Source organism: Paenibacillus sp. J14, assembly GCF_000518465.1.
Lineage (GTDB): Bacteria > Bacillota > Bacilli > Paenibacillales > Paenibacillaceae > Fontibacillus > Fontibacillus barengoltzii.
Genome location: NZ_JADQ01000021.1, coordinates 1 through 20612 on the forward strand (window position 1 = coordinate 1; position 20612 = coordinate 20612).

Sequence of the window (20612 nt, forward strand, 5' to 3'; positions counted from 1 at the left end):
CATACCATGCCGTTCCCTCTACGCCGGAGGATTCTTCACTGCCGCTCCAAGTTCTAGGCAGCTTCCATGGCCTTCGTCCATGTACGCGGGACTCGGCTTCCTCTTTTCCCTCTTGCGAGGCCTTTTTGACGACGCGGCAGGATTCACTTTCATGTTACGGCCTGGTATGTTGCTCGCCCTGCCTCTGACAGGTACTTTCGTCGATACGCTTCTACGTACAGATTTCGCCATACGTAGGTATCCTAGCTACGCGGGGGCTTGGCCCTTCCCGCGACCGGACTTTCACCGGCTAGAAGATGCGTGCTTAGCTGGGCACGCCATACCGTAAAAACGCCCGTCTCCCCAACACCGGGGGACGGGCCGCTCTCAGCCTTGTTCACGCGCTCTCCTTTGTTCCAGCTTCCGCTGTCGCTCCGCATGCTTCTCCCCGCGCTGCGGCGTGCGCCGCTGCGGAATGTTCGGGGCGATGTTATGAGAAGCCTCCGCCACCAGGCGCACCAACTCCGGGTCCAGCACCTGGATCGTGAGGTCGTAATACGTAAAAGCTTGGGCACTCCCCTCCGTCAGCTGCCGGACGTACGCTTCCGTGTCCCGGCGCAGCTTCCCCAGGTCGATGCCCAGCGTGTGTTCCGGATAGGGGGCCATCCGCTCTAAAGCGGATTTCAGCATCTTCCGACCGCCGGACAAATTGCCGCGCCGTGCGTGGAACAATCCGACAGCGACCTGCAGAAGTCCCTTATACAGCGGATCATGCCCTTGCTCTAGCCACAATTCCTCGAGCACCTCATGGCACTCGAAGTAATCGCGGTCACGGTTGAAATATACGAGATACGCCACAAACAGCGGCTCATAACTCATCCCCGGGCTCCTCCACTTTTTTGTGCAGCTTGATCAGATCCTTTAGTTCGACCTGCAGCTGCTTCAGCCCATCAAAATCCTTCGCTTCCCACAACCGGTTAAACCGATCCTGGCTTTCGATGGCTTCTTTGACCAGATGGTAAAAATAAAGCTGATGAATCGACGCAAGCACGGAGGAAACCACGTTAGAATCGTCCTCAAAGCTCTTCTGCGCCTGCAAAATTTCCTGGCGAATGCTCGACATTTCATTATCCAGTACGAATGCAGCTTCGGCAGCCTTTTTGAGCCGGCCCCGCATTTCTTCAGGCAGACTTTCCCGATATTTGTAGTTCAAAGAATGCTCAATCGTCGCCCAAAAATTCATCGCCAGCGTACGAATCTGAATTTCGGCCAGCACTTGCTTTTGACCCAGCGCGGTTTGCACCGGATATTCCACGATCATATGGAAGCTGCGATAGCCGCTTTCCTTGTAGTTTGTAATGTAGTCCTTTTCGTAAAGAACCTTCAGGTCCTTACGCATACGAATATATTCCGCCACCCGGCGGATATCCTCAACGAACTGACACATAATGCGAATGCCCGCGATATCCTCGATTCCGGTCTCCAGATTGTCCATGGACACATTTAACCGCTTCGCCTTGTCCAAAATGCTGGAGATTTTCTTAACCCGTCCGGTTACGAATTCGATCGGCGCATACTCTTCGCGTTTCTTCAGCTCGGCGCGCATCGTCTTGAATTTAACCTTCAGTTCTTCTACCGCTTGTTCATATGGAAGCAAAAATGTTCCCCAATCTCTACTGTCCATCCTTATGCCTCCTGTCTTCTGTCCCCCGGCTTGAATCGATGCCGGCTTAGCTTATCGGAGATCCGCCCCAACCGCCTCGGAGATATGGCGATAGCCGTCCCGGCGCAGCAACTCCCGCAAGCCGCGATGCAGTTTGCGGTTGATTTCCGGGCCTTCGTAGATCAACGCAGTGTAGATTTCGACTAAGCTGGCGCCAGCCCGGATTTTGGCATAGGCATCTTCCGCTGTGAAAATCCCACCCGATCCGATAATCGGCAATCGGCCTTCCGTTTGCCGATACACGCGCGAGATGATCTCTGTGGATCGCGCGTTCAGCGGTTTTCCGCTTAAGCCTCCAGTTTCCCGAGCGTTCTGGTGCGTGAGGCCGTCCCGCGACAACGTCGTATTGGTGGCGATTATGCCGGAAACGCCGCTATTGCGAATGGTGTCGACCATATATTCCAGCTCATCAAAGCTTACATCCGGCGCGATTTTAACCAGCACTGCTTTGGATTTGCCATGCCGCTTCGCTTCGGCCGTCATCCGATCCGTTACTGCAGTCAGCAGCGAAGCTAACTCATTGCCATGCTGCAATTTACGTAAGTCCGGCGTATTTGGTGAACTGATGTTCACAACGAAGAAATCGGCGTATTCGTATAAATCCGAAATACATTTCTCGTAATCCCGATAGGCTTCTTCGTTGGGTGTGATTTTATTTTTGCCAATGTTGACGGCAATCGGAATCGGGCGGTGCTTCAGCGCCTTTAGACGCTGTGCCATCGCCTCCGTTCCGCGATTATTAAAGCCCATCCGGTTAATCAACGCTTCGTCCGAAGGCAAGCGAAACAACCTTGGACGATCATTGCCGGGCTGTCCCAGCGGCGTGACCGTACCTACTTCCATAAATCCGAATCCGATGGCGGAGAAACCAGGCACCGCGTCGGCATTTTTATCAAGACCGGCAGCTAACCCCACCGGGGAAGGAAAATGAATTCCAAATAAGTCCGTCGCGAGCTCCGGAGCTTCCGGCACGCCGTACATTCCGCGCAAGAGCGGCAGCATTCCAGGAACGGCAGCAGCAGTATGTAATCCGTTGATAACGAGATGATGGGCATTCTCCGGATCCATCCGAAAAAATACCGGTTTTCCCAATGTGCGATACAACACGTTGTACAGTTCACTCCGATCTTACGCTTTGCATTTTTGCTAATATCAGTTTAGCTGTTTCCGCTGGAAAAGAAAAGTTTAACCTATATGCCACGTGAAAGAAACAACAAGGTGATGGAATTTTGCCGTGAAAGCCATTACAATAAGGGGGAAAGCACCTCTAATATCGCTTAAAACTAGGTTAGAGAGGGGAAATGATCATGTCTGCCAAGCGCATGCCGCCTACACTCCAGAAGAAAAAGGACGAAGTCAACAAGAAAGCGCTCATCTGGTCCATATCCATCGTTGCCGCGCTGGTCATCGTGACTACCGTCCTTTTAATTGTAACCTAAGCTAGTTCAGCCAATGGTAAGTGCGGTGGGGATTAGTCTGATCCTGTCTATCGCCCAGGGCGAAACGCTCCGCCGGGACGTTCTTCAGCTTCGGCAAAATCCCCTTCCCAATCCTCACCTTCGTTCCCTTCGGAACCAAATCAAACAGCTCCTCCACATCCTTCTTCCCCATCCGGACGCAACCTAACGACTCATCCTTTCCAATACTATCCGGCTCATTTGTTCCGTGAATCGCATAGTTCGTATCGGATAGCTGCATGCCGCGGCTGCCAAATTCGCCGTTATCCTTCCCGTTCGGGTTGATCACTTTTTCAGAAATAACAAACGTACCCTCTGGTGTCTGCGAGCCGCCCAATCCAACGGGATAACTTCGAATCAAAACGTTCCCGCTGACCACTGCCAAAGTGTGCGTGTCCGTATCGACGATCATTTCATAAGGTTCGGCAAAAAAAGGCTGCTGCCCCGGTGCCATCCCCTTCGCGAGCACTTCTGGCGCATCCGCATTTCCGGTTGCGCCGTCAACGCCTTTGCGTTTTAACTGTACAAGCAACGGCTGAAACGCCTGCTCCATCGTCGAATCGGTTCCGGCAATCCAGTTGTCAGGATACGGCCCCGCCAGCTCTTGCAGGCTCGCAGGCCATGCCCCGTTCGCCTGCTTGTAGTGGATCATCGCCGAGGCAAGCACGCCCAGCGATTCCTGCTGCGGGATCCACTGCCGCGCGCGCTGTTGCAGCGCGGCTGAATCCGGCGGCGCGCATTCGCACGCGCGCGCATCATAGGCTTGGAGCGCCGTCCGCCCCTCGGCCGGACTCTGCTCCAAGCCATACACGACTGGCAGGTCGTCCGACCAGACCAGCCAGTCGCCGGCCTGCTCCATGCCCAGCGCTGCGGCATGGAGCAGAGGGGTTGCGGTTTGCCGCTGCAGCGCGAGCAAACCGCTTACGGCTGCCGCCTGCGTCCCGGCAGGGTCGCCGGCGAAGCCGATGGCGGTGAACGCCGGCTCCGCGAAAGCCGGCGTTCCCGCAGGCGCGCCTCCGCCCGCCTCATCCCCGGCGGGCTTCAGCGGTTCCTCCGATGCCTCCTCGTGGTCGGCATCGTCACCCGCACCTGCATCGACGGCGTGCACGGGCACCGCCGCCTGTCGATCCCCCGGCGCGTGAGCCGCCGAGGGAATCCACATCAGCAGCGCAAGAAGCAGCGCAAGACTGAGCTTGCGCAGGAAGCGGCTTCGTTTTTCCTTGCGATGCGACTCCTGCAACAGCCCTTCTTTATAACCGGCCAGCACTTCCTCAGGCAGCGGAATTTTGCTTGATTCAAACGCCTCGTACACGTTGCCCGCCTGAATATAGCAGTAGCGGGCTTTCCCCGCTTGCCCGCTTGCTTCATATTCTTTGCCTAGCAGATACCAAGCCATTTTATTATGTGGGTGGTTTTCCACATATTTTTTAAGGTAAGCCGAGTTCCCCATCAGTTCCTCCAATTAGAGAGTCGTTGAGAAATCCCTTTCATTCCTTATATCGGCAAAAACAACACCGTTTCTTATCCAGTTTTTCACCAATCTCAAAATTTCGCGACTATGTACCCAGCAAAGCAGGCCTCATGATCAAAAAGCTCCCGGACTCCTGTCACTGGCTGGACAGCTCTTTTGCATGATTATCCCTTTCATTCAGAACCCATTCTGTTGGAAGGCAAATTCCTATTCATTCTGATCCAATGGGATAGCTCATAGGAAGGAGGACGAAGACCTGAGCGAACGGGATAATCCTGCAAAAGCACTAAACATAACTACCTGACCGAGCGGGATATTCCTGCAAAAAGGGGCCGAGATTGATAGAAAATCGCCTGATCCCACCCTGGCCGCCGTAAAAAAAGAACGCCCTCGCCAAAATCGGCGCAGAGCGTTCTTTGAGCAGTTATTCCAAAGGCTTAGCCTTCTTTATTAAATGGCTCATCTGCAACTTTGATGGAATCCGTTGGGCAGCCGTCGCAAGCGTCTTGGAGATCGTCGTACAGATCTTCCGGAATCTCCGTGATCCCGCGGTTGCCGTCATTGCCGTAAATTACTTCGGCCAAACCCTCATCGTCATAATCGTAGATATCCGGTGCTGTTGCGCCGCAAGCGCCGCAAGCGATACATGTGTCCTTCTCAACCCAAGTATATTTCGCCATCTCTTATCTGCCTCCTGAATAAACGGTACGAGTCCGGTGCTTTTTATAACACCATGATCAATATAATATAAATAGTTTACAATTTCAATTCATTTTCCGTATTATTCCAATCCCGATAGGTGATAATTCCTTCAACGAGCAGGGTCGTCCTCTTCGTCCCGGTTCTGGCGAAGGAAGTCAGTTTGCAACGAAGTTCCGCGAATGCGATGATTGCGAATTAATGCCGAGGGATCATCGGTCAACATTCCTGCCGTCAGCACAGCATCTTCTCCGAACTTATCTCTTAGCATGTCCATTGTTCGCGTTAATGACTCTTTTTTGGGCTGCCGCTCATAATCAAACAGATCCAGTTGCAACGCCGATTCCTCCCTGGGAACCAAATTTTGCAAAGTGATTCCTAGGAGTCGAACCGGCTTATCTTCGCTCCAATGGCGGCGGTACAACTCACAGGCTTCCCGGTAAATCACTTCCGCTTGTTCGGTGACGGTATCCAAACTTTGCGAGCGGGTGATCGTCTTCATGTCCGGGGTGCGGATCGTAATCTGGATCGTCTGGGCCATCAGATTTTGCCGCCGCAGCCGACGCGCAACTTGATCGGCGATGTTCAACAGCACGCGTTGCACGTCCTCCATCCGGCTGATATCCCGCGGAAGGGTGGTCGTATGGCCAATTGATTTATTCCGCTCGCGCTCATCGCTCACCGGCGAATCGTCCCTGCCGTTCGCCGCCTGCTTCATCCAAGCACCGGCCACCCCAAACCGCTCGATCAGCTTGCGTTCGTCGGCAGCCGCCAACTGCCCGATCGTATAGATTCGCATCGACTTCAGCTTCTCGGCCGTCTTCCGGCCGATGCCAAACAAGTCGCTGCACGGTTTGTCCCACAGCAGCTTCGGCACGTCCCGGATGCGCAGCACGGTGATGCCGTTAGGTTTTTTCATATCTGAGGCCATCTTGGCTAGCAGCTTGTTCGGCGCAATCCCAATCGAACAGGGAAGGCCTAGTTCTTCACGGATCCGCTGTTGGATTTGATTGGCAATTTCAAGCGGGGTCCCAAATTGTTTGGAGCCGGTAATATCGAGATAACATTCATCGATGGAAACCGCTTGAAGGAGCGGCGTGTATTCGTACGCAATGTCCATAAACGCCCGGGAATATTTGCGGTATAGATGGAAATCCGGCTGGATGACGATTAGCTCGGGACATTTCTTCAACCCTTGGCTCACGGTCATTCCGGTCGACACTCCCATTCTACGCGCGGTATACGAGCAGGTGACGATTACTCCTTTGCGCAGCTCCACGCTCCCCGCTACCGCGGTAGGTCGGTTTCGATATTTGTCCGGCTCCTCCGCCTCATGAACCGAGCAGTAAAAAGCGTTCATATCGACATGTAAAATGACCCTACCCCGCGCCGGGTAAAAATCAGCGGTATCTCTCATTTCCTACCCCTCGTTTATCATACGTTACTCCTAAGTTCAGCATACCTGTCCCCGGAAAGTCGGTCAATATCGCTAAGGGGCAAGAAGTTTATACTTTCTGTTCTCTCAAAAAAGCATGTTACATTTAACATGTTGATGTTATAATTATTAATTAAAAACTAAACATTCGGGGAGAGCTAACCACCCTCATCCATTGCTAAAGGGGGATACTTCGATCATGTCAAAGCCAATATCCATCTTCGACACAACCTTGCGAGACGGTACCCAAGGCGAGGGCATCAGCCTGTCGGCGGACGATAAGCTGAAGATCGCCAAAAAGCTGGATTACCTTGGGGTCCATTATATTGAAGGTGGAATTCCGGGCAGTAACGGGAAGGACATCGAATTTTTTAAGCGGGTTAAGGAGCTGAAGCTGCAAGCCAAGATTACCGCTTTTGGCAGTACACGCCGAAAAGACAGCCTAGCCGAACATGATGCTAACCTTAATCGGATGATCGAAGCCGGTGTTCCAGCTGCGACGCTGGTTGGAAAATCGTGGGATTTCCATGTGCATACCGCGCTGCAAACGACGTTAGAGGAAAACCTCGCCATGATCTTCGATTCGATCGCTTATCTGAAGCGGCAAGGGCTCGAGGTCATTTTTGACGCGGAACATTTTTTTGACGGGTATAAGAACAATCCGGAATACGCCCTCTCTGTCTTACGCAAAGCGGAAGAGGCTGGCGCAGACTGGCTGGTCATGTGTGACACAAACGGCGGAACGATGCCGCACGAGGTGTATGATATCGTCAGCGCATTGTGCCAAGTCATTCCCGGCTCGAAGCTGGGCATCCATACCCACAACGACTGTGAGCTGGCCGTCGCCAACTCGCTTAGTGCCGTCCGTGCCGGCGTAAGCCAAATCCAAGGGACGATGAATGGATACGGGGAGCGCTGCGGGAATGCCAACCTCTGCTCGATTATTCCAAATCTGCAACTAAAGCTCGGCTACGAAGTGCTTGAACCTGACCGGTTAAAGCAACTGACCAATACCGCCCGTTACATCAGTGAGATCGCCAACGTGCATATGCCGGTCAACCAGCCGTATGTCGGGAACGCCGCGTTCGCCCATAAAGGAGGCATTCACGTCTCGGCCATCCTTCGCGATTCACGGACGTATGAACACATCGCTCCCGAACTGGTCGGTAACCGTCAGCGCGTGCTCGTCTCCGAATTGGCCGGACAAAGCAACATCCTGTCCAAAGCGCAGGAGATGGGAATCGAGTTCAATCCGGAGAACGAGAACACCAAACAAGTTATCGCCAAGATTAAAGAACTGGAGCATCAAGGGTATCAATTCGAAGGCGCTGACGCCTCGCTTGAATTGCTGTTGCGTCAGGCGAATGGCGATATGAAGGAACTGTTCGTCTTCGAATCGTTTAAGATGCTCGTTGAGAAGACCGCTGACCGTCCAGTTGTTTCTGAAGCCTTCGTCAAGCTGAAGATTGACGGAGTCAGCGTCTACACCGCGGCCGAAGGCAACGGTCCGGTTAACGCCCTCGACAATGCGCTTCGCAAAGCCTTGATTACCTATTACCCAGGCTTGAAGGATATGCATTTGTCGGACTACAAGGTGCGCGTCCTCGATGACAAAGATGCTACCGCATCGAAGGTACGTGTATTGATCGAATCCCAGGATTATCACAATTCCTGGAATACCGTTGGCGTGTCCAGCAACGTCATCGAAGCGAGCTGGGAAGCGCTAGTGGACTCCATCCGTTACGCGCTGCTGGGACAGACGAAACGGGAGGACTACGAAGAGATTCCTTCCGCCGGATGGGGACTCGTCAACCATTAAACGCCATCTCTTATGCGAAAAGCCCAAATCTCCGTTACTCACGGTGATTCGGGCTTTTTTCTGTGCTATATCAAGCTTTTGATCTTGGCTTCTAACTCTTCCGGCGAAATGACTCCGACGATGACGTCTCGAATCACACCTTGTTCGTCAATCAGCACGTTGGTCGGAAAGGCAATACCATTATACTTCCGGTAAAGCTCCTCTTTTTCATCCAAGAGAACCGGGAAGGTGTAGCCATATTTTTTGACGAAGGCCTTGGCCTCATCCAGGTTATCGTATAATGTAACGTTCACGGCATAGATGTCCAGTGAATCCTTGTATTTCTCAGATAACGCCTTCAGCTCAGGCGCTTCCTCTTTACACGGATCGCACCAGGACGCCCAGAAGTTCAGAAGCAGCACTTTATCCCGCTTGCCCCCAACCTCATACGTCTTGCCATCCAAACCGGTTAACTCGAACGTTGGCGCAGTCGTTCCTGGCTTCGGAGCCCCTTCGGCTGCCATGGCGCCAAGCGAAGGTTCGTTATTGTCTCCCTTAGAGCCGCTGAGGAAGCTGCCAAACCAGCCCTCCTGTCCCCCACGGTCCAGCAGAGCGATAACCAGCAACACTAGCAACCCGGCAAGTATCCATCGATTCCGTTTCATCTTTTGCCCGTCCTTTTATGACCTCATCTGGTTTTGAAGCTTATGTTTACCGTAATTATTGTACCCTTTTTTAACGATTTGTTACAATGGATCGAGAAAAAGGTGAACTCTAACCTATCACGACGGGAGCATGCAAAATGAATCAATCCTGGATATTGCCGCCGCATATTCGTGACGAAATGCTGCAGGATGGGCAAGATCGTTACCCGGAGGAAGCCTGCGGGCTGCTGTTTGGATCGCTGGACGGCCGCATCGGCACCATTGAACGTTATCTTCCTGTGGCGAACCATTCGCAGATTCCGTTGCACGCTTTTGAACTCGACCCCGCCATCTGGGTTCGCAGTTGCTTTGATCCGCGATTGATTGGCGTCTACCACACCCACCCCACTTCACCGCCGCAGCCATCGTCAGAGGATTTACGTCAGCTTCCGAATTTTGCCGATCGCCTTCAATTGTACCTAATTGGTGGTCGGATGAATCCATCAAACGATAAGCCGCCCGGCGAACCGGACGGCTTCATACTACACGCGTATGGGATAAGTGCTTATTCAGGAGGTTATCGTCTGCTGCCCATCAAGTTACGTGAAAACTAGGACAGCAAAGGCTTACGTTCGGCTTAAGAAGGTGTACAGATCTCCCAAAGTAATCACGTTTTGTTCTTTCAACCGTTGGATTAACGCGGTCCACAGCTGAGCTGTCATCTTGGAGTCTTCCAATGCGTGGTGTCGCTTCGTTACTGGAATCTCGTACACGGCCAGCCATTCGTCCAGGCTGCCAGAGATACGCCGGTCCGGTTCCAGCTTCCGGGCGATCATCATCGTGTCCAGCACCCGATGCCCGAGATGAGCTTTGGTGGTCTTCCATAACGCCACATCCAAAAAAGCTTTGTCATGGGCACTGCCGTGGGCAACCAACACCCGGTCATCCACGAATGCCATAAATTCGCGCAACGCCTCCAGCAAGGATGGAGCTGACTGAGCCATCTCCGGCGTAATTCCAGTTAGTTCAATGATTCGCTCAGGAATTTGGCAAGCCGGTTTGGCCAGCGAGTAATACACCTCATCGGTGATTCGCTCCCCCTCCACTTTTATGGCTCCAAAGGACAAGATTTCATCACCATAATGGTAATGAAATCCCGTAGTCTCCAAATCGAAGACGGCCGTTTTCAATTCAGCCAGCGGAACGTGAAGCGTCTCCGGACGGCGCTGTCCTTTGGTTAATGAACGAACGAAAGCGATTTGCTGTGCGCTGGGGGCACCAAGCATCGAGGCGATCCTTGGCGACACTCCGCCGCCCTTAAAAGCATCCCAAAAACCACCATTTCCCTTCATCGGTTCTTTCATAACCATTTCCTTTCCGCATACCGGTGCTGCCTTTGGAGTGTGCGGTACATGACCTTGACCGTACTGAGCGATTCCCGCAGCTCGCGCCGGAGCTCTTTCTGTTTTAGCATTTCTTGGGGCAGGTAATGAGAACCCGTGAGCAAGCCGTCTTCGATGACCGGTGATACAAGCGATCTTAGCTTCACCGCCGTGTTAAACGCGCGGCTGCACGACTCCAGCCACCGTGTCGGAACAGCCTCAAGCTGAAGGAGTTGAGCAATCCGTTCCCAAGTGTTCGAGGCTTCGATCCCGTATTGCAAAGCCAAGTAACGTACGGCGTTCACGATCGGGATGTACAGCCCGTATTTCACGTCAAATTCCCCGGCATGTTCACCGCTTTGCTCTGTGATCACTTGCCCCAACACATTTAGTGCCGCTTTGTGACGGACAGTATTCCGCAAAATGGCCGTCACCACATCGCGTTCACCGCCTTGATCCGCCTCCATAATCCGCTTCATCGTCTTGCGCAAGCCATCGGTTAGCTTCGCATCCCCGCAGATATGGCGCAAATCGGCGGCAATCATCAAGTAACGAACCTGTTCCCAAGCCAAAATATCTCGCCATTCCAGCAGTTGTTTCTCCCACGCGTCAAGGTTGCCCCGCCATAACGGATTGGACACCATCACCTTGCCCGGACATGGGGGATAACCAACCTGCTCGAGAATCTCTGACAGCTTCTCACCAAAGCGCTCAAAGTAGACTTCCAGCTGATCCGCATCACCATCCCCGTAAATCAAACCGTTATCCTGGTCGCTCCATAACGTGGGTTCCGCCCGACCGGCGCTTCCAAACGCAATAAAGGCATAATGCGAAGGAGGAGGGCCGAAGCCCTCCTGGATCATTTCTTCTTCACAGCATCGGCAAGCTTGGGTCATGACGGCATCATGCAGGTCCGAGACTTCACGGTTCCAATCCTGAATCGGCATCGTTGTCAGTTTGCTGTACAAGCGATTCTGCTCATCGATTCTGGCCGCTCTTAGCGAACCGGGAGTTGCGGCGGACCGAATCGCGTCTAAATTTGCGTTGTTCATGGCCGTCTCATGACTCATAAGCCCAACTTCCTTTCTCTTCCGGACGCCTCACGCCAGGATCTCTGTCTTCAATTATTCCGCAGGAATACCAGACGAAGTTGTTTTGTTCAGTAAGCTCATTTGCTCCGGATACCCATAAGTACCATGTTCGCTGATATCCAGACCCATCGTTTCTTCTTCTTCTGTAACGCGAAGCCCCATCGTCCATTTCATAATTCCGAGAACCAGGAACGACAGCACCAGTACGAAAGCGAAAGTCCCGATGACACCCAACACTTGAACCCCTAATTGCCCAAAACCGCCGCCGTAGAACAAGCCTGCTTTACCTACACCTGTAGTTTCAGCCAGCTCCGGCGTTGCGAAGAGACCGGTGGAAACCGCACCCCATACCCCGGCGATCCCGTGTACGGAGAAGGCATAAATCGGATCATCCACACCAGCACGTTCAAACCATCTAGCGGTAAAGAAGGTCAAGATCCCAGCAACCGCACCGATGATAACGGAAGCCCAAGCATCAACGAAAGCACAAGAACCAGTAATCGCTACGAGAGCCGCCAGCACGCCGTTCAGCATGCTTGGAATATCCGACTTGCCCAGAACTGCCCAGGAGATCAGCAATGCAGCAACTGCACCAGCTGCAGCAGCCAGGTTCGTTGTCATCAACACATAACCGAAGAATCCATCACCCAAAGGAGTTAATGCACTACCTGGGTTGAAACCAAACCAGCCAATCCACAGAATGATAACGCCGAGTACCGTCAACACTTGGTTATGACCTGGAATGTTGTTCGGTTTACCGTCTTTATTGTATTTACCAAGACGCGGTTTCAGCAGAATCGTTGCTGCAAGCGCCGCTGTAGCACCCGTTAAGTGAACTACCGTCGAACCAGCGTAGTCTTGCATTCCCAAGTTACCAAGCCAGCCGCCGCCCCATACCCAGTGAGCGACAATTGGATAAATCAATACGATAAAGATTGTTCCGAAGATAATGTAGACACTGAGTTTCGCACGTTCTGCCATCCCGCCGCAGGCGATCGCCAGCGATACTGCTGCAAACGCCATTTGGAACAGGAACATCAGATTTAATGGTACGCCAATTTCAGCAAATACGCTGAACGAACCGATATCCCCTTCTCCTCCAAAAAAGAACCCGGTTGTACCTAGGAAGCTGTTGCCGTCGCCAAAAGCGAAGCCAAAACCAATCAGCCACCAAGCAAGAATAGCAATCCCCAAGGTGAGGACGGTTTTACCTGCAACGTGTCCGGCGTTCTTCATCCGAACTGTACCCGCTTCAAGAAGAGCAAAGCCTGCTTGCATGAAGAATACGAGCATGGCTGCGACGAATACGAAAAGCGAGTTCAGGCCCAGCTCCAGAACCGGAGCGGTAACCTCTCCCTCCGCTGCGAACGCCGAGACCGGAAACGCAAACGATGCAAGAAAAATGAGTACCCCGTAAAGCCACTTCTTCTTCATTTTGAACACTCCCCCAATGTTAAGTTTCCTAACACAAAATGAATTGTTAATGTGATTATAAGAGAAAGATTCAGGGATGACAATACTTTTTTCAAAAAAAATCGCCAAATTGCATGTATTATTACATTGTATGTAAGGTATTATAATAACACACCTTATAGTTACTGACAAAAATAAAGTATGACGTTTGACTGTATGCTTGTTGTTAAGTATTATGGGGATAAATAGAATAAATATAGAATGCTATCCTTTGGAATTGTCGGGAGAGTGATGACATTGGAGTAAAGAAACTGTACCGGATCGGAGAGTTAGCGAAGGCAGCTGATGTCAGCGAGCGTACAATCGATTATTATACGAAGCTCGGGCTGATCTCCCCGGAGAAGCGAACCCAGACAAATTATCGTTTATACAGTAGTGAAACCTTGACCAGGCTGGAACGTATTAATCAATTGAAACAGGAGAAATATACGTTGGAAGAGATCCGCGAGAAGCTGGACCAGTGGCACCGGGTTTCTCCGGAAGAACAAGTGACGGAGAAACTAAGCTCGCTGGAGCTCCATATGCAGCAGCTAGAACGCGAGGTCAAAGAGCTGGAGCCGCTCATTTCCAGCTTACAGCCGAACCAGGCCAAACGCGCTTTCGCCAATTTGCTTCCGCAAAGCTTGGCCTGCATGGAAGCGATTCGGCTTCTGCTGAATCACGGACCCTTTTCCTAACCCTTACTCCTGAACAGCCTCAATTGCTTCTTTGATAACTAAATCATATGGAGGAATGATTCATGTATTCAGACGTGATGCTGATTCCCATTCTGCTCGCATTTGGGTTGTCCTTGTGGGCGCAGTTTCGGGTGAAAGGCACTTTTAACAAATGGGCAAAGGTCCAGAACCTTTATGGCTTAACCGGTCATGATGCCGCAAGACGGATGTTGGATGCGAACGGGCTTTATGATGTCCCTATCGAACCGGTGCGCGGCGCGCTGACAGACCATTACGACCCGATTCACCGCGTTGTCCGCTTGTCGGAGCCGGTGTATTATGAGAGCTCCATCTCTGCGGTAGCCGTTGCCTGCCACGAGGTCGGACACGCAATTCAGCACAAGCAGAAGTACCCGATGTTGGTGCTGCGTCACCGGATGTTCCCGGTGGTGAACTTCGCCTCGGGGGTTGCTCCTTTCTTGCTTCTCGCCGGCTTCCTGTTCGGCGCACTGAACCTGATTGGTCTGGGGATTATTTTCTTCTCCGCGGCCGTATTGTTCCAGATCGTGACGCTGCCGGTGGAGTTCAACGCCAGCAATCGGGCCCGCAAAGTCATGCTTCAACAAGGCTTCATTTCGCCGAATGAAGCACGCGGTGTTGGCAAAGTATTAAATGCTGCAGCATTAACTTATGTAGCTGCCGCGTTGATTTCCATTCTGGAGTTGCTTCGCTACATTCTGATTTTTACAAGCAACCGCGAATAACCTGTAATCTCAAAAAAAGAGGCTGCACGGTACCGAGCCCAATCGGCTCGAGATCGTGCAGCCTTTTTTCGTTCCTACCTCGTAAATAGGTTCTTCTTGATGATTCCATTACTTCTGTTGGTTTGGCGGCGTATCCACCTGAAGTCCAAAGTATTCCAGCAGGAACATTCGGAACGATTGGGCTACCAGCGGCAGCTTCTCGTCGACCCGATGGATCAGCCCGATGGTGCGAGTCACCTTCGGTTCAGAGATCCGCACACGGATCGGCTGAAGCGTAAAGCTCTGAAACAGCGCCATTTCCGGCAGCAGACTGACGCCCATCCCAGCGGCAACCAACCCGCGGATCGTATCGGTCTCTTCACCTTCGAAGGCGATTTTCGGCGTAAACCCAGCCTCCAGGCAGGCATGCCAAACGATTGGCCGCAAGGAATATCCTTTGCTGAACAAAATGAACTTCTCGTCTTTCAGCTGGCTGAGCTTGATGCTCTGCTCCCCAGCCAGAGGATGCCCCGGCGGAAGGATGGCTACCAAATCCTCGGTTAATACCACGTTACCGGTGACTTGATCATGATTTTCCGGAAACGGAGAAATAAAAGCTAAATCCACTTCTCCCGAAACTACATCCCGAATTAATGTAGGATAAGTGCCTTGCCTGAACCGAAACTTCACATTGGGATACAGCTTGCGGAATTCTGCCACTACACTAGGAATCATATGAATACCTAGGCTATTAGGGAAGCCTAAGCGAATTTCCCCTTGCTCCGGATCGAGAAATTCGTGCACCTCGCTCACGGCCCGGTCGAGATCCTTCAGAATCATCTCCACCCGGCTGCAGAATAGCTGGCCCACAGCGGTAAGGTGGAGATTCCTGCCCTTCTGCATAAACAAATTAACGCCAAGCTCCTGCTCGAGCTGGTGAATTTGCCGGCTTACCGCCGATTGGGCGACGTGCAGTTCCTCGGCAGCCTGAGTCACGTGCTCTTTCCTCGCCACTTTTACAAAATACTGCAGTTGTCTCAATTCCACGAATCTGATCGCTCCATTTCGCATGTGCTACGAACATCGAACATCTTCTGATGACATAATACTCTAAATTTAATGTACCATTTACAATCCATTGGTTCAACGCCGTTTTAACAAACGGACAAGAAGTCCATAGATCAAAAAGCCGCCAACCAACCCGCCAACATGAGCGGCTAGGTTAATCTTGGGAACTAATAGTGAATAGATCACCCCAATAATGAGAAGGCTGTACAGCGTTTTTCGCGAGCTTTCATCCATCAGGTGACGCTGCAGCAAGGCAATGTAGAGAAATGCGCCATACACGCCATAGACAGCGCCTGAGGCCCCAACTGAGATATGAGGCACCGAGCTAAACTGATACACCCCCATGCTGATCAAGTTGCCGACCAGTCCGCTGCCCAAATAGACCAAAGCATATCGCCACCAGCCCAGCAGTCGCTCCAGCGGCGGCGCAAATACCAGAATCGCAAACGAGTTCGAAAACAGATGATCAAACCCGTTATGCAGAAACATCGCCGTAAACAACCGCCAGCTTTCCCCGGCGAAAGGCTCGATATCACTCATCGCCCCGAATCTGAGCAGGGTAATCCGGTTCGTCGATCCCCCATTCAGCGCAAGGATGATAAACATGACGATGTTAGCTGCCAGAAGCAGACAGGTGACGGGATAATATCGCAGGTAGCTTCGCCAGTTCTCGTATCGTATGAAAATCAAACGGACCGCCTCCTTACCGTTGTTTTCCTAATGTTGGACATTTTCTTTTCAAAACGATTATAATTAAATTTGATTGAATAAATCCATCTGTCTAGGAGGAAATAAACATGGCCCAAGAACGCGCAAATGTAGCTACATTTAAAGGCAATCCGATCACACTGATCGGCCCGGAACTGAAAGTTGGCGATACAGCTCCAGATTTCCGCTTAAATAAAAACCTGCTGGAAGAAGCTACACTTCAGGACTTCGCCGGCAAAATCAAACTGATCAGCGTAGTTCCTTCACTGGATACCGGCGTTTGCGACGCGCAAACCCGTCGGTTTAACCAAGAAGCTTCCGATCTTGGCGATGACGTCGTTGTGCTGACGGTCAGCGCAGACCTGCCTTTTGCCCAAGCTCGCTGGTGCGGCGCTGCTGGCGTGGACCGCGTCATCACGCTCTCGGATTATAAAGACAACTCCTTTGGCAAAGCCTACGGCGTACTGATCAAAGAGTTCGCGCTCGACATGCGTGCCGTGTTTGTCGTTGATAAAGACAATAAGATCCAATACGTCGAATATTTGAAGGAAATGACCGAGCATCCGGATTACGAAAAACCGGTAGCTGCCGTAAAAGCGCTGCTTTCTTAAGCCGAGGACTTCGGTACAAACGAAAAGCGAGTAGGAGAGGCATCTCCCTGCTCGCTTTTTTGTCGTAACCATACGGGTTTACTGGTTCGAAGATACTTTATAAGCCGCCAGCTTCTTATCCAGCACAGAGAAAAGTTGAAGGATGTTCCGGTAATTTGCGCCGAGGTCCCCCATCGATCCACGTGTCGCCGAATAAATATCAATCGCGCTCCGTACCGGCCCGGTGCCCACGATCGATACAGTAATGTCCATGACACGACCTAGGCTGGTCCGTTTCTCCAACGTGATCTCGCCTACGGACGGCACTTCATGCAGTACTTTATAGCCCGGAATTTTCTTTAACGTTGAGGAAACTTCCTCCCAACATTTCTCTTTGGATAATTGATAATATCTCGTTTTGAGTTCGGGCATCTTCGCACGGTCGCTGGTTCCTTCTTGGCTGCGGAAAATGCCGATTAACGTACGTTTAAATGACAACTGTTCTTCCTCCTTCACGATCCTGCCCTATGTAACTTGGGTATGCGTTTTCTTAATCTCTAGTTTAACATTCTTGGCAGACAAACAAAAGCGAGGTTGAACATTTTGGCACAAACAAAAAAGCACCTTGTCCCCTTTCATTAGCAAAAAGAGTACAAGGTACCATTCTCATGCTTCATTAATAGACCCGCCTATGCCGTCCGATTACATTATCTCGAACCTGCACCCGCAGGTGGGTGACCGCAACGACGCTTATGAAGTCCCCTCATCCGATGGATAGGGCCTTTCAGCGGCGGCGCAATGTAGGTCTCCCGAGATAACTGTCATTGGTTCAAAATAACGGAAATCGAAACGCACATCGCAGGACGTAAACCTATTATACGGCTTCGTTAAGCAAATGTAAACTCATCTGACAAGGATGGGGATGGCAATTTCTGACATTTTTCAATCCTTCTCTTTTTCGTCACTCGACGGAAGTTCAAGTCCCAAGTCCTCATCGTCTTGCTGGGTGCTGCTGGAGGCATTTTCGTTTTGGCGCATCCGTTCTACCTTTTCCTGGATCTTGTTATAAGCGATGTAGAAGTTATAGAACGCCACGAAGGCAGTTAAGCTGCCGAACCCGAAGAAGATCAACCAGCCGAAGCGCAAAGTCAGAAACCCGAGCACACCCGCGCAGATCAGGGTAGACAGGGTCCGGAACGGCCGAAGAATCGTAAACAGGATCGCATTCTTGATCAACTGAAGTGCACCCAGATGGTAGTGGGCCACCAGCGAGAAGAAGTTAAACAACGATAGAGATAAGATCAACAGGAAGAACAGCATCACCATGCCGATCATCTGCAGGTTGTTCATCTGATTCATGTACACTTCATAGTCCACATACATAATCGCGAACAGGATCGTATAGAAAATACCGCCGATCATGCTTTGCTTGTAATTTTCTTTGTACCCTTTGAAGTAGACTTTGATGATACTCAAGTCACTTTCCCCCATCACCCATTTCCGGGTCACGGAAAATAAAGCGGCCGTTGCTGGAAACAGTGTAAACGGTGCCAAAACACCCATGATCCAAATCGTGAGTGTCTCCGGCTGAGGCGTCGGTGATTGCAGTAACAAGAGCAGCTTCATAGCAAGCACGATCATAAACGGCGAGGAGCACAGCAGCCATAGCAGGTTACTGCCGGCAATGCGCATAATCCATTCGGTAATTTTATAAAATCCGCCCATCAAACCTTTGTATTCCAAGTAAAGTTCCCCTCTCAAGCTTTGTATAGTGGAATCGCTCTGCCTATATTAACTATACATGATTCGTCCAGCTCGTTCCAGCGCCTAATTTGTGCGGCTTTGGGTAAGTGTCTAATCTCATCGGGCCGCTGTGCCATAGTATATACCGTAACTTCAAACCATCAACATCTTCAAAGGAGGTTATCACATGTCCGGTGTAGGATATGGCGGTGGATTCTGGACTTCCACGGGTACGATTCTGGTTCTGTTCATTCTGCTCGTAATCGTGAGCCGCACGATCTTCCTGTAATGAACACAAACACAAAGAAGACGGAGAATCCTCCGTCTTCTTTCATTTTAAGATATGGGATAAGCTTCTCGTTCGATTAATTATCGAACGAGGAGTTACCATCGTATTTCGAAGGTCTGCGGTCCCCGGCGCTCGAACCAGTCCGCGGCTTGCGATCAGAGGAACGATAGTCACGGCCGTCGCGGTTATATCCGCCTTTGCCGTAACCTCCGCGGCCGCCTTGCGAATCACGACGGTATCCGCCGCCGCGATTGCCATAACCCGATGGTTTGCGCCCGCTGGAACGAATGTCCGGATTGCGGCGTTTCACACGGATCGGTTCTTCTGGTGTCAGCTCGATGTTGACTTTTTCGTTCTTGTCGCCCGTAATCAGCTTAAACGCAGCCGCCAACAGGTTCACCGAATCGTATTGCTCCAGGAGCTGGATTGCGATGCCCTTGTTCTCGTTCAGTTCACCGTTCTCCACGAGCTCGATCAAGCGTTCTGCAATAATCCGTTGCTTGCCTTCGATCGCTTCAGCAATACTTGGCAGCGGCTTACGAGCAATTTTATGACGGGTAATCCGTTCGATAAAGCGAAGGTGATCCATTTCGCGCGGCGTCACGAAGGACCATGCGACCCCTTCTTTCCCGGCGCGGCCGGTACGGCCGATCCGGTGAACGTAACTTTCCGGATCCTGCGGCAGGTCAAAGTTCACGACATGGGTTACCCCGGAAACGTCCAAACCGCGGGCTGCCACGTCAGTTGCCACGAGAACGTCGATGCTGCCATCACGGAATTTACGCATGACGTTGTCACGTTGATTCTGCGACAGGTCCCCGTGAAGGCCGTCGGCGGAATAGCCTTGCTTCTGCAGCGCTTCGGACAATTCATCCACGCGGCGCTTCGTCCGACCGAATACGATCGCCAGCTCCGGCGACTCCATGTCCAGCAACCGGGTCAAAGCATCGAATTTCTGACGTTCATGCACCTCAATGTAGGCTTGATCGATGAGCGGCGCGCTGACCTGTTTCGGAATAACGGACACATGCTCCGGATCTTTCAGGAACTGCTGAGCCAGCTTCTGGATATTTGCCGGCATGGTTGCGGAGAATAGCATCGTTTGGCGATCTTCTGGAACCAGCTTCAGGATCGATTGAATATCGTCCATAAAGCCCATGTCGAGCATTTCGTCGGCTTCGTCCAGAACGACGGTTTTAACATCGTCAAGTTTGATCGTTTTCCGGTTAATGTGGTCAAGCAAACGGCCCGGCGTACCGATAATAATTTGGGGCTTCTTCTTTAATGCGCGAATTTGGCGTACGATGTCTTGTCCGCCGTAGATGGGAAGAGAGCGGGTGCCTTTAAAGCGGGACAGCTTGCCGATTTCTTCAGCGACCTGAATGGCCAGCTCCCGAGTTGGGGTCATAACCAGCGCAACAATACGGTCTTCTTCCTTCGGAATCTTGTTGATGAGCGGCAGACCGAAAGCCGCGGTTTTCCCTGTCCCCGTCTGTGCTTGTCCGATCAAATCACGACCGGTCAATGCGATCGGGATCGATTTTGCCTGGATCGGGGTTGCTTCTTCAAATCCAAGTTCCGTAATAGCTTGCAATACTTTAGGCTCTAGGCCGAAATCTGCGAATGTGTTCAATGTATCATACTCCTTCTATATAGTGGACAT

Annotated in this window: 22 protein-coding genes and 1 other RNA gene; 7 read left to right on the plus strand and 16 right to left on the minus strand. The window is 51.6% G+C overall.

Annotated features, from left to right (window positions below; genetic code table 11):
- Positions 1–366: 366 nt before the first annotated feature.
- From M891_RS0109980 to M891_RS0109990, 3 genes are read right to left on the minus strand one after another with little or no spacing between them, the layout of a single operon-like run.
- A complete protein-coding gene (locus M891_RS0109980; protein ID WP_028538729.1) occupies positions 367–858 on the minus strand; it encodes a DUF309 domain-containing protein in 492 nt (163 codons plus the stop codon).
- Positions 848–1663, minus strand: coding sequence for a GTP pyrophosphokinase (locus tag M891_RS0109985; protein ID WP_009222805.1), 816 nt, complete (start codon positions 1661–1663; stop codon positions 848–850). Before M891_RS0109985 ends, M891_RS0109980 begins: the two co-directional genes overlap by 11 nt.
- A gap of 51 nt (positions 1664–1714) precedes the next feature.
- Positions 1715–2809, minus strand: a complete 1095-nt coding sequence (locus tag M891_RS0109990; RefSeq protein WP_016312726.1) for a quinone-dependent dihydroorotate dehydrogenase — start codon at positions 2807–2809, stop codon at positions 1715–1717.
- A 200-nt stretch (positions 2810–3009) separates the two neighbouring features.
- Here M891_RS0109990 and M891_RS26010 point away from each other — a divergent pair, with 200 nt between their 5' ends.
- Positions 3010–3141: a hypothetical protein gene (locus tag M891_RS26010; RefSeq protein ID WP_016312727.1), complete on the plus strand. Its 132-nt coding sequence runs from the start codon at positions 3010–3012 to the stop codon at positions 3139–3141.
- A 1-nt stretch (position 3142) separates the two neighbouring features.
- On the opposite strand, the gene M891_RS0110000 is transcribed toward M891_RS26010, so the two are convergent.
- The 3 genes from M891_RS0110000 to M891_RS0110010 all read right to left on the minus strand — a co-directional run bounded on the left by M891_RS0110000 (position 3143) and on the right by M891_RS0110010 (position 6746).
- Entirely contained in the window at positions 3143–4609 is a 1467-nt protein-coding gene (locus M891_RS0110000) for a L,D-transpeptidase (RefSeq protein WP_028538730.1), read from the minus strand.
- A 458-nt stretch (positions 4610–5067) separates the two neighbouring features.
- Positions 5068–5310, minus strand: a complete 243-nt coding sequence (locus M891_RS0110005; RefSeq protein WP_009222802.1) for a ferredoxin — start codon at positions 5308–5310, stop codon at positions 5068–5070.
- Positions 5311–5441: 131 nt separating this feature from the next.
- On the minus strand, positions 5442–6746 hold the full coding sequence (locus M891_RS0110010) for a DNA polymerase IV (protein WP_016312729.1): 1305 nt from the start codon (positions 6744–6746) through the stop codon (positions 5442–5444).
- Between the two features lie 217 nt (positions 6747–6963).
- Here M891_RS0110010 and cimA point away from each other — a divergent pair, with 217 nt between their 5' ends.
- A complete protein-coding gene (gene cimA, locus M891_RS0110015) occupies positions 6964–8583 on the plus strand; it encodes a citramalate synthase (protein ID WP_009222800.1) in 1620 nt (539 codons plus the stop codon).
- A gap of 65 nt (positions 8584–8648) precedes the next feature.
- On the opposite strand, the gene M891_RS0110020 is transcribed toward cimA, so the two are convergent.
- Positions 8649–9227, minus strand: a complete 579-nt coding sequence (locus tag M891_RS0110020; RefSeq protein WP_028538731.1) for a TlpA family protein disulfide reductase — start codon at positions 9225–9227, stop codon at positions 8649–8651.
- A gap of 137 nt (positions 9228–9364) precedes the next feature.
- Here M891_RS0110020 and M891_RS24630 point away from each other — a divergent pair, with 137 nt between their 5' ends.
- On the plus strand, positions 9365–9820 hold the full coding sequence (locus tag M891_RS24630) for a M67 family metallopeptidase (protein WP_051416903.1): 456 nt from the start codon (positions 9365–9367) through the stop codon (positions 9818–9820).
- Between the two features lie 12 nt (positions 9821–9832).
- Here M891_RS24630 and M891_RS0110030 read toward each other — a convergent pair whose 3' ends face one another.
- From M891_RS0110030 to M891_RS0110040, 3 genes are read right to left on the minus strand one after another with little or no spacing between them, the layout of a single operon-like run.
- Positions 9833–10570 carry an exonuclease domain-containing protein gene (locus M891_RS0110030; RefSeq protein WP_028538732.1) on the minus strand — a complete coding sequence of 246 codons (738 nt, stop codon included), beginning with the start codon at positions 10568–10570 and terminating at the stop codon, positions 9833–9835.
- The gene (locus M891_RS0110035; RefSeq protein WP_051416904.1) at positions 10567–11658 is read right to left on the minus strand and encodes a DUF294 nucleotidyltransferase-like domain-containing protein; all 1092 of its coding nucleotides are present in this window, start codon (positions 11656–11658) and stop codon (positions 10567–10569) included. Before M891_RS0110035 ends, M891_RS0110030 begins: the two co-directional genes overlap by 4 nt.
- A 54-nt stretch (positions 11659–11712) precedes the next feature.
- Positions 11713–13113, minus strand: a complete 1401-nt coding sequence (locus M891_RS0110040) for an ammonium transporter (RefSeq protein ID WP_028538734.1) — start codon at positions 13111–13113, stop codon at positions 11713–11715.
- Between the two features lie 290 nt (positions 13114–13403).
- On the opposite strand from M891_RS0110040, the gene M891_RS0110045 reads away from it, so the two are divergent.
- Together M891_RS0110045 and M891_RS0110050 are read left to right on the plus strand one after the other, a co-directional pair.
- A complete protein-coding gene (locus M891_RS0110045) occupies positions 13404–13829 on the plus strand; it encodes a MerR family transcriptional regulator (protein ID WP_174844472.1) in 426 nt (141 codons plus the stop codon).
- A gap of 62 nt (positions 13830–13891) precedes the next feature.
- Entirely contained in the window at positions 13892–14572 is a 681-nt protein-coding gene (locus M891_RS0110050) for a zinc metallopeptidase (RefSeq protein WP_016312736.1), read from the plus strand.
- A 108-nt stretch (positions 14573–14680) separates the two neighbouring features.
- Here M891_RS0110050 and M891_RS0110055 read toward each other — a convergent pair whose 3' ends face one another.
- Positions 14681–15598: a LysR family transcriptional regulator gene (locus M891_RS0110055; protein ID WP_016312737.1), complete on the minus strand. Its 918-nt coding sequence runs from the start codon at positions 15596–15598 to the stop codon at positions 14681–14683.
- A gap of 96 nt (positions 15599–15694) precedes the next feature.
- Positions 15695–16309, minus strand: a complete 615-nt coding sequence (locus M891_RS0110060; RefSeq protein WP_028538736.1) for a rhomboid family intramembrane serine protease — start codon at positions 16307–16309, stop codon at positions 15695–15697.
- 107 nt (positions 16310–16416) lie between these two features.
- Between M891_RS0110060 and tpx the strand changes: the two genes are divergently transcribed.
- On the plus strand, positions 16417–16938 hold the full coding sequence (gene tpx / locus M891_RS0110065) for a thiol peroxidase (protein ID WP_028538737.1): 522 nt from the start codon (positions 16417–16419) through the stop codon (positions 16936–16938).
- A 78-nt stretch (positions 16939–17016) separates the two neighbouring features.
- On the opposite strand, the gene M891_RS0110070 is transcribed toward tpx, so the two are convergent.
- From M891_RS0110070 to M891_RS0110075, 3 genes are all read right to left on the minus strand, one after another.
- The gene (locus tag M891_RS0110070) at positions 17017–17415 is read right to left on the minus strand and encodes a DUF1499 domain-containing protein (protein WP_016312740.1); all 399 of its coding nucleotides are present in this window, start codon (positions 17413–17415) and stop codon (positions 17017–17019) included.
- A gap of 180 nt (positions 17416–17595) precedes the next feature.
- Positions 17596–17785: non-coding RNA, 6S RNA (gene ssrS / locus M891_RS24930), on the minus strand.
- Positions 17786–17859: 74 nt separating this feature from the next.
- Positions 17860–18660 (minus strand): YesL family protein, encoded by an 801-nt coding sequence (locus tag M891_RS0110075; RefSeq protein WP_016312741.1) that lies wholly within the window; start codon positions 18658–18660, stop codon positions 17860–17862.
- A gap of 187 nt (positions 18661–18847) precedes the next feature.
- Here M891_RS0110075 and M891_RS24935 point away from each other — a divergent pair, with 187 nt between their 5' ends.
- Positions 18848–18949, plus strand: coding sequence for a hypothetical protein (locus M891_RS24935; protein WP_016312742.1), 102 nt, complete (start codon positions 18848–18850; stop codon positions 18947–18949).
- A 76-nt stretch (positions 18950–19025) separates the two neighbouring features.
- On the opposite strand, the gene M891_RS0110085 is transcribed toward M891_RS24935, so the two are convergent.
- Positions 19026–20582 (minus strand): DEAD/DEAH box helicase, encoded by a 1557-nt coding sequence (locus M891_RS0110085; RefSeq protein WP_016312743.1) that lies wholly within the window; start codon positions 20580–20582, stop codon positions 19026–19028.
- Positions 20583–20612: the final 30 nt, after the last annotated feature.

What these genes read in the sequence shown, in the direction of transcription:
- M891_RS0110030 (WP_028538732.1), bottom strand. Translation starts at nt 10,570, where the DNA reads ATGAAAGAACCGATGAAGGGAAATGGTGGTTTTTGGGATGCTTTTAAG.
- M891_RS0110010 (WP_016312729.1), bottom strand. Translation starts at nt 6,746, where the DNA reads ATGAGAGATACCGCTGATTTTTACCCGGCGCGGGGTAGGGTCATTTTA.
- M891_RS0110020 (WP_028538731.1), bottom strand. Translation starts at nt 9,227, where the DNA reads ATGAAACGGAATCGATGGATACTTGCCGGGTTGCTAGTGTTGCTGGTT.
- M891_RS0110005 (WP_009222802.1), bottom strand. Translation starts at nt 5,310, where the DNA reads ATGGCGAAATATACTTGGGTTGAGAAGGACACATGTATCGCTTGCGGC.
- M891_RS0110050 (WP_016312736.1), top strand. Translation starts at nt 13,892, where the DNA reads ATGTATTCAGACGTGATGCTGATTCCCATTCTGCTCGCATTTGGGTTG.
- cimA (WP_009222800.1), top strand. Translation starts at nt 6,964, where the DNA reads ATGTCAAAGCCAATATCCATCTTCGACACAACCTTGCGAGACGGTACC.
- tpx (WP_028538737.1), top strand. Translation starts at nt 16,417, where the DNA reads ATGGCCCAAGAACGCGCAAATGTAGCTACATTTAAAGGCAATCCGATC.
- M891_RS26010 (WP_016312727.1), top strand. Translation starts at nt 3,010, where the DNA reads ATGTCTGCCAAGCGCATGCCGCCTACACTCCAGAAGAAAAAGGACGAA.
- M891_RS0110000 (WP_028538730.1), bottom strand. Translation starts at nt 4,609, where the DNA reads ATGGGGAACTCGGCTTACCTTAAAAAATATGTGGAAAACCACCCACAT.
- M891_RS0110035 (WP_051416904.1), bottom strand. Translation starts at nt 11,658, where the DNA reads ATGAGTCATGAGACGGCCATGAACAACGCAAATTTAGACGCGATTCGG.
- M891_RS0109980 (WP_028538729.1), bottom strand. Translation starts at nt 858, where the DNA reads ATGAGTTATGAGCCGCTGTTTGTGGCGTATCTCGTATATTTCAACCGT.
- M891_RS0109985 (WP_009222805.1), bottom strand. Translation starts at nt 1,663, where the DNA reads ATGGACAGTAGAGATTGGGGAACATTTTTGCTTCCATATGAACAAGCG.
- M891_RS24630 (WP_051416903.1), top strand. Translation starts at nt 9,365, where the DNA reads ATGAATCAATCCTGGATATTGCCGCCGCATATTCGTGACGAAATGCTG.
- M891_RS0110040 (WP_028538734.1), bottom strand. Translation starts at nt 13,113, where the DNA reads ATGAAGAAGAAGTGGCTTTACGGGGTACTCATTTTTCTTGCATCGTTT.
- M891_RS24935 (WP_016312742.1), top strand. Translation starts at nt 18,848, where the DNA reads ATGTCCGGTGTAGGATATGGCGGTGGATTCTGGACTTCCACGGGTACG.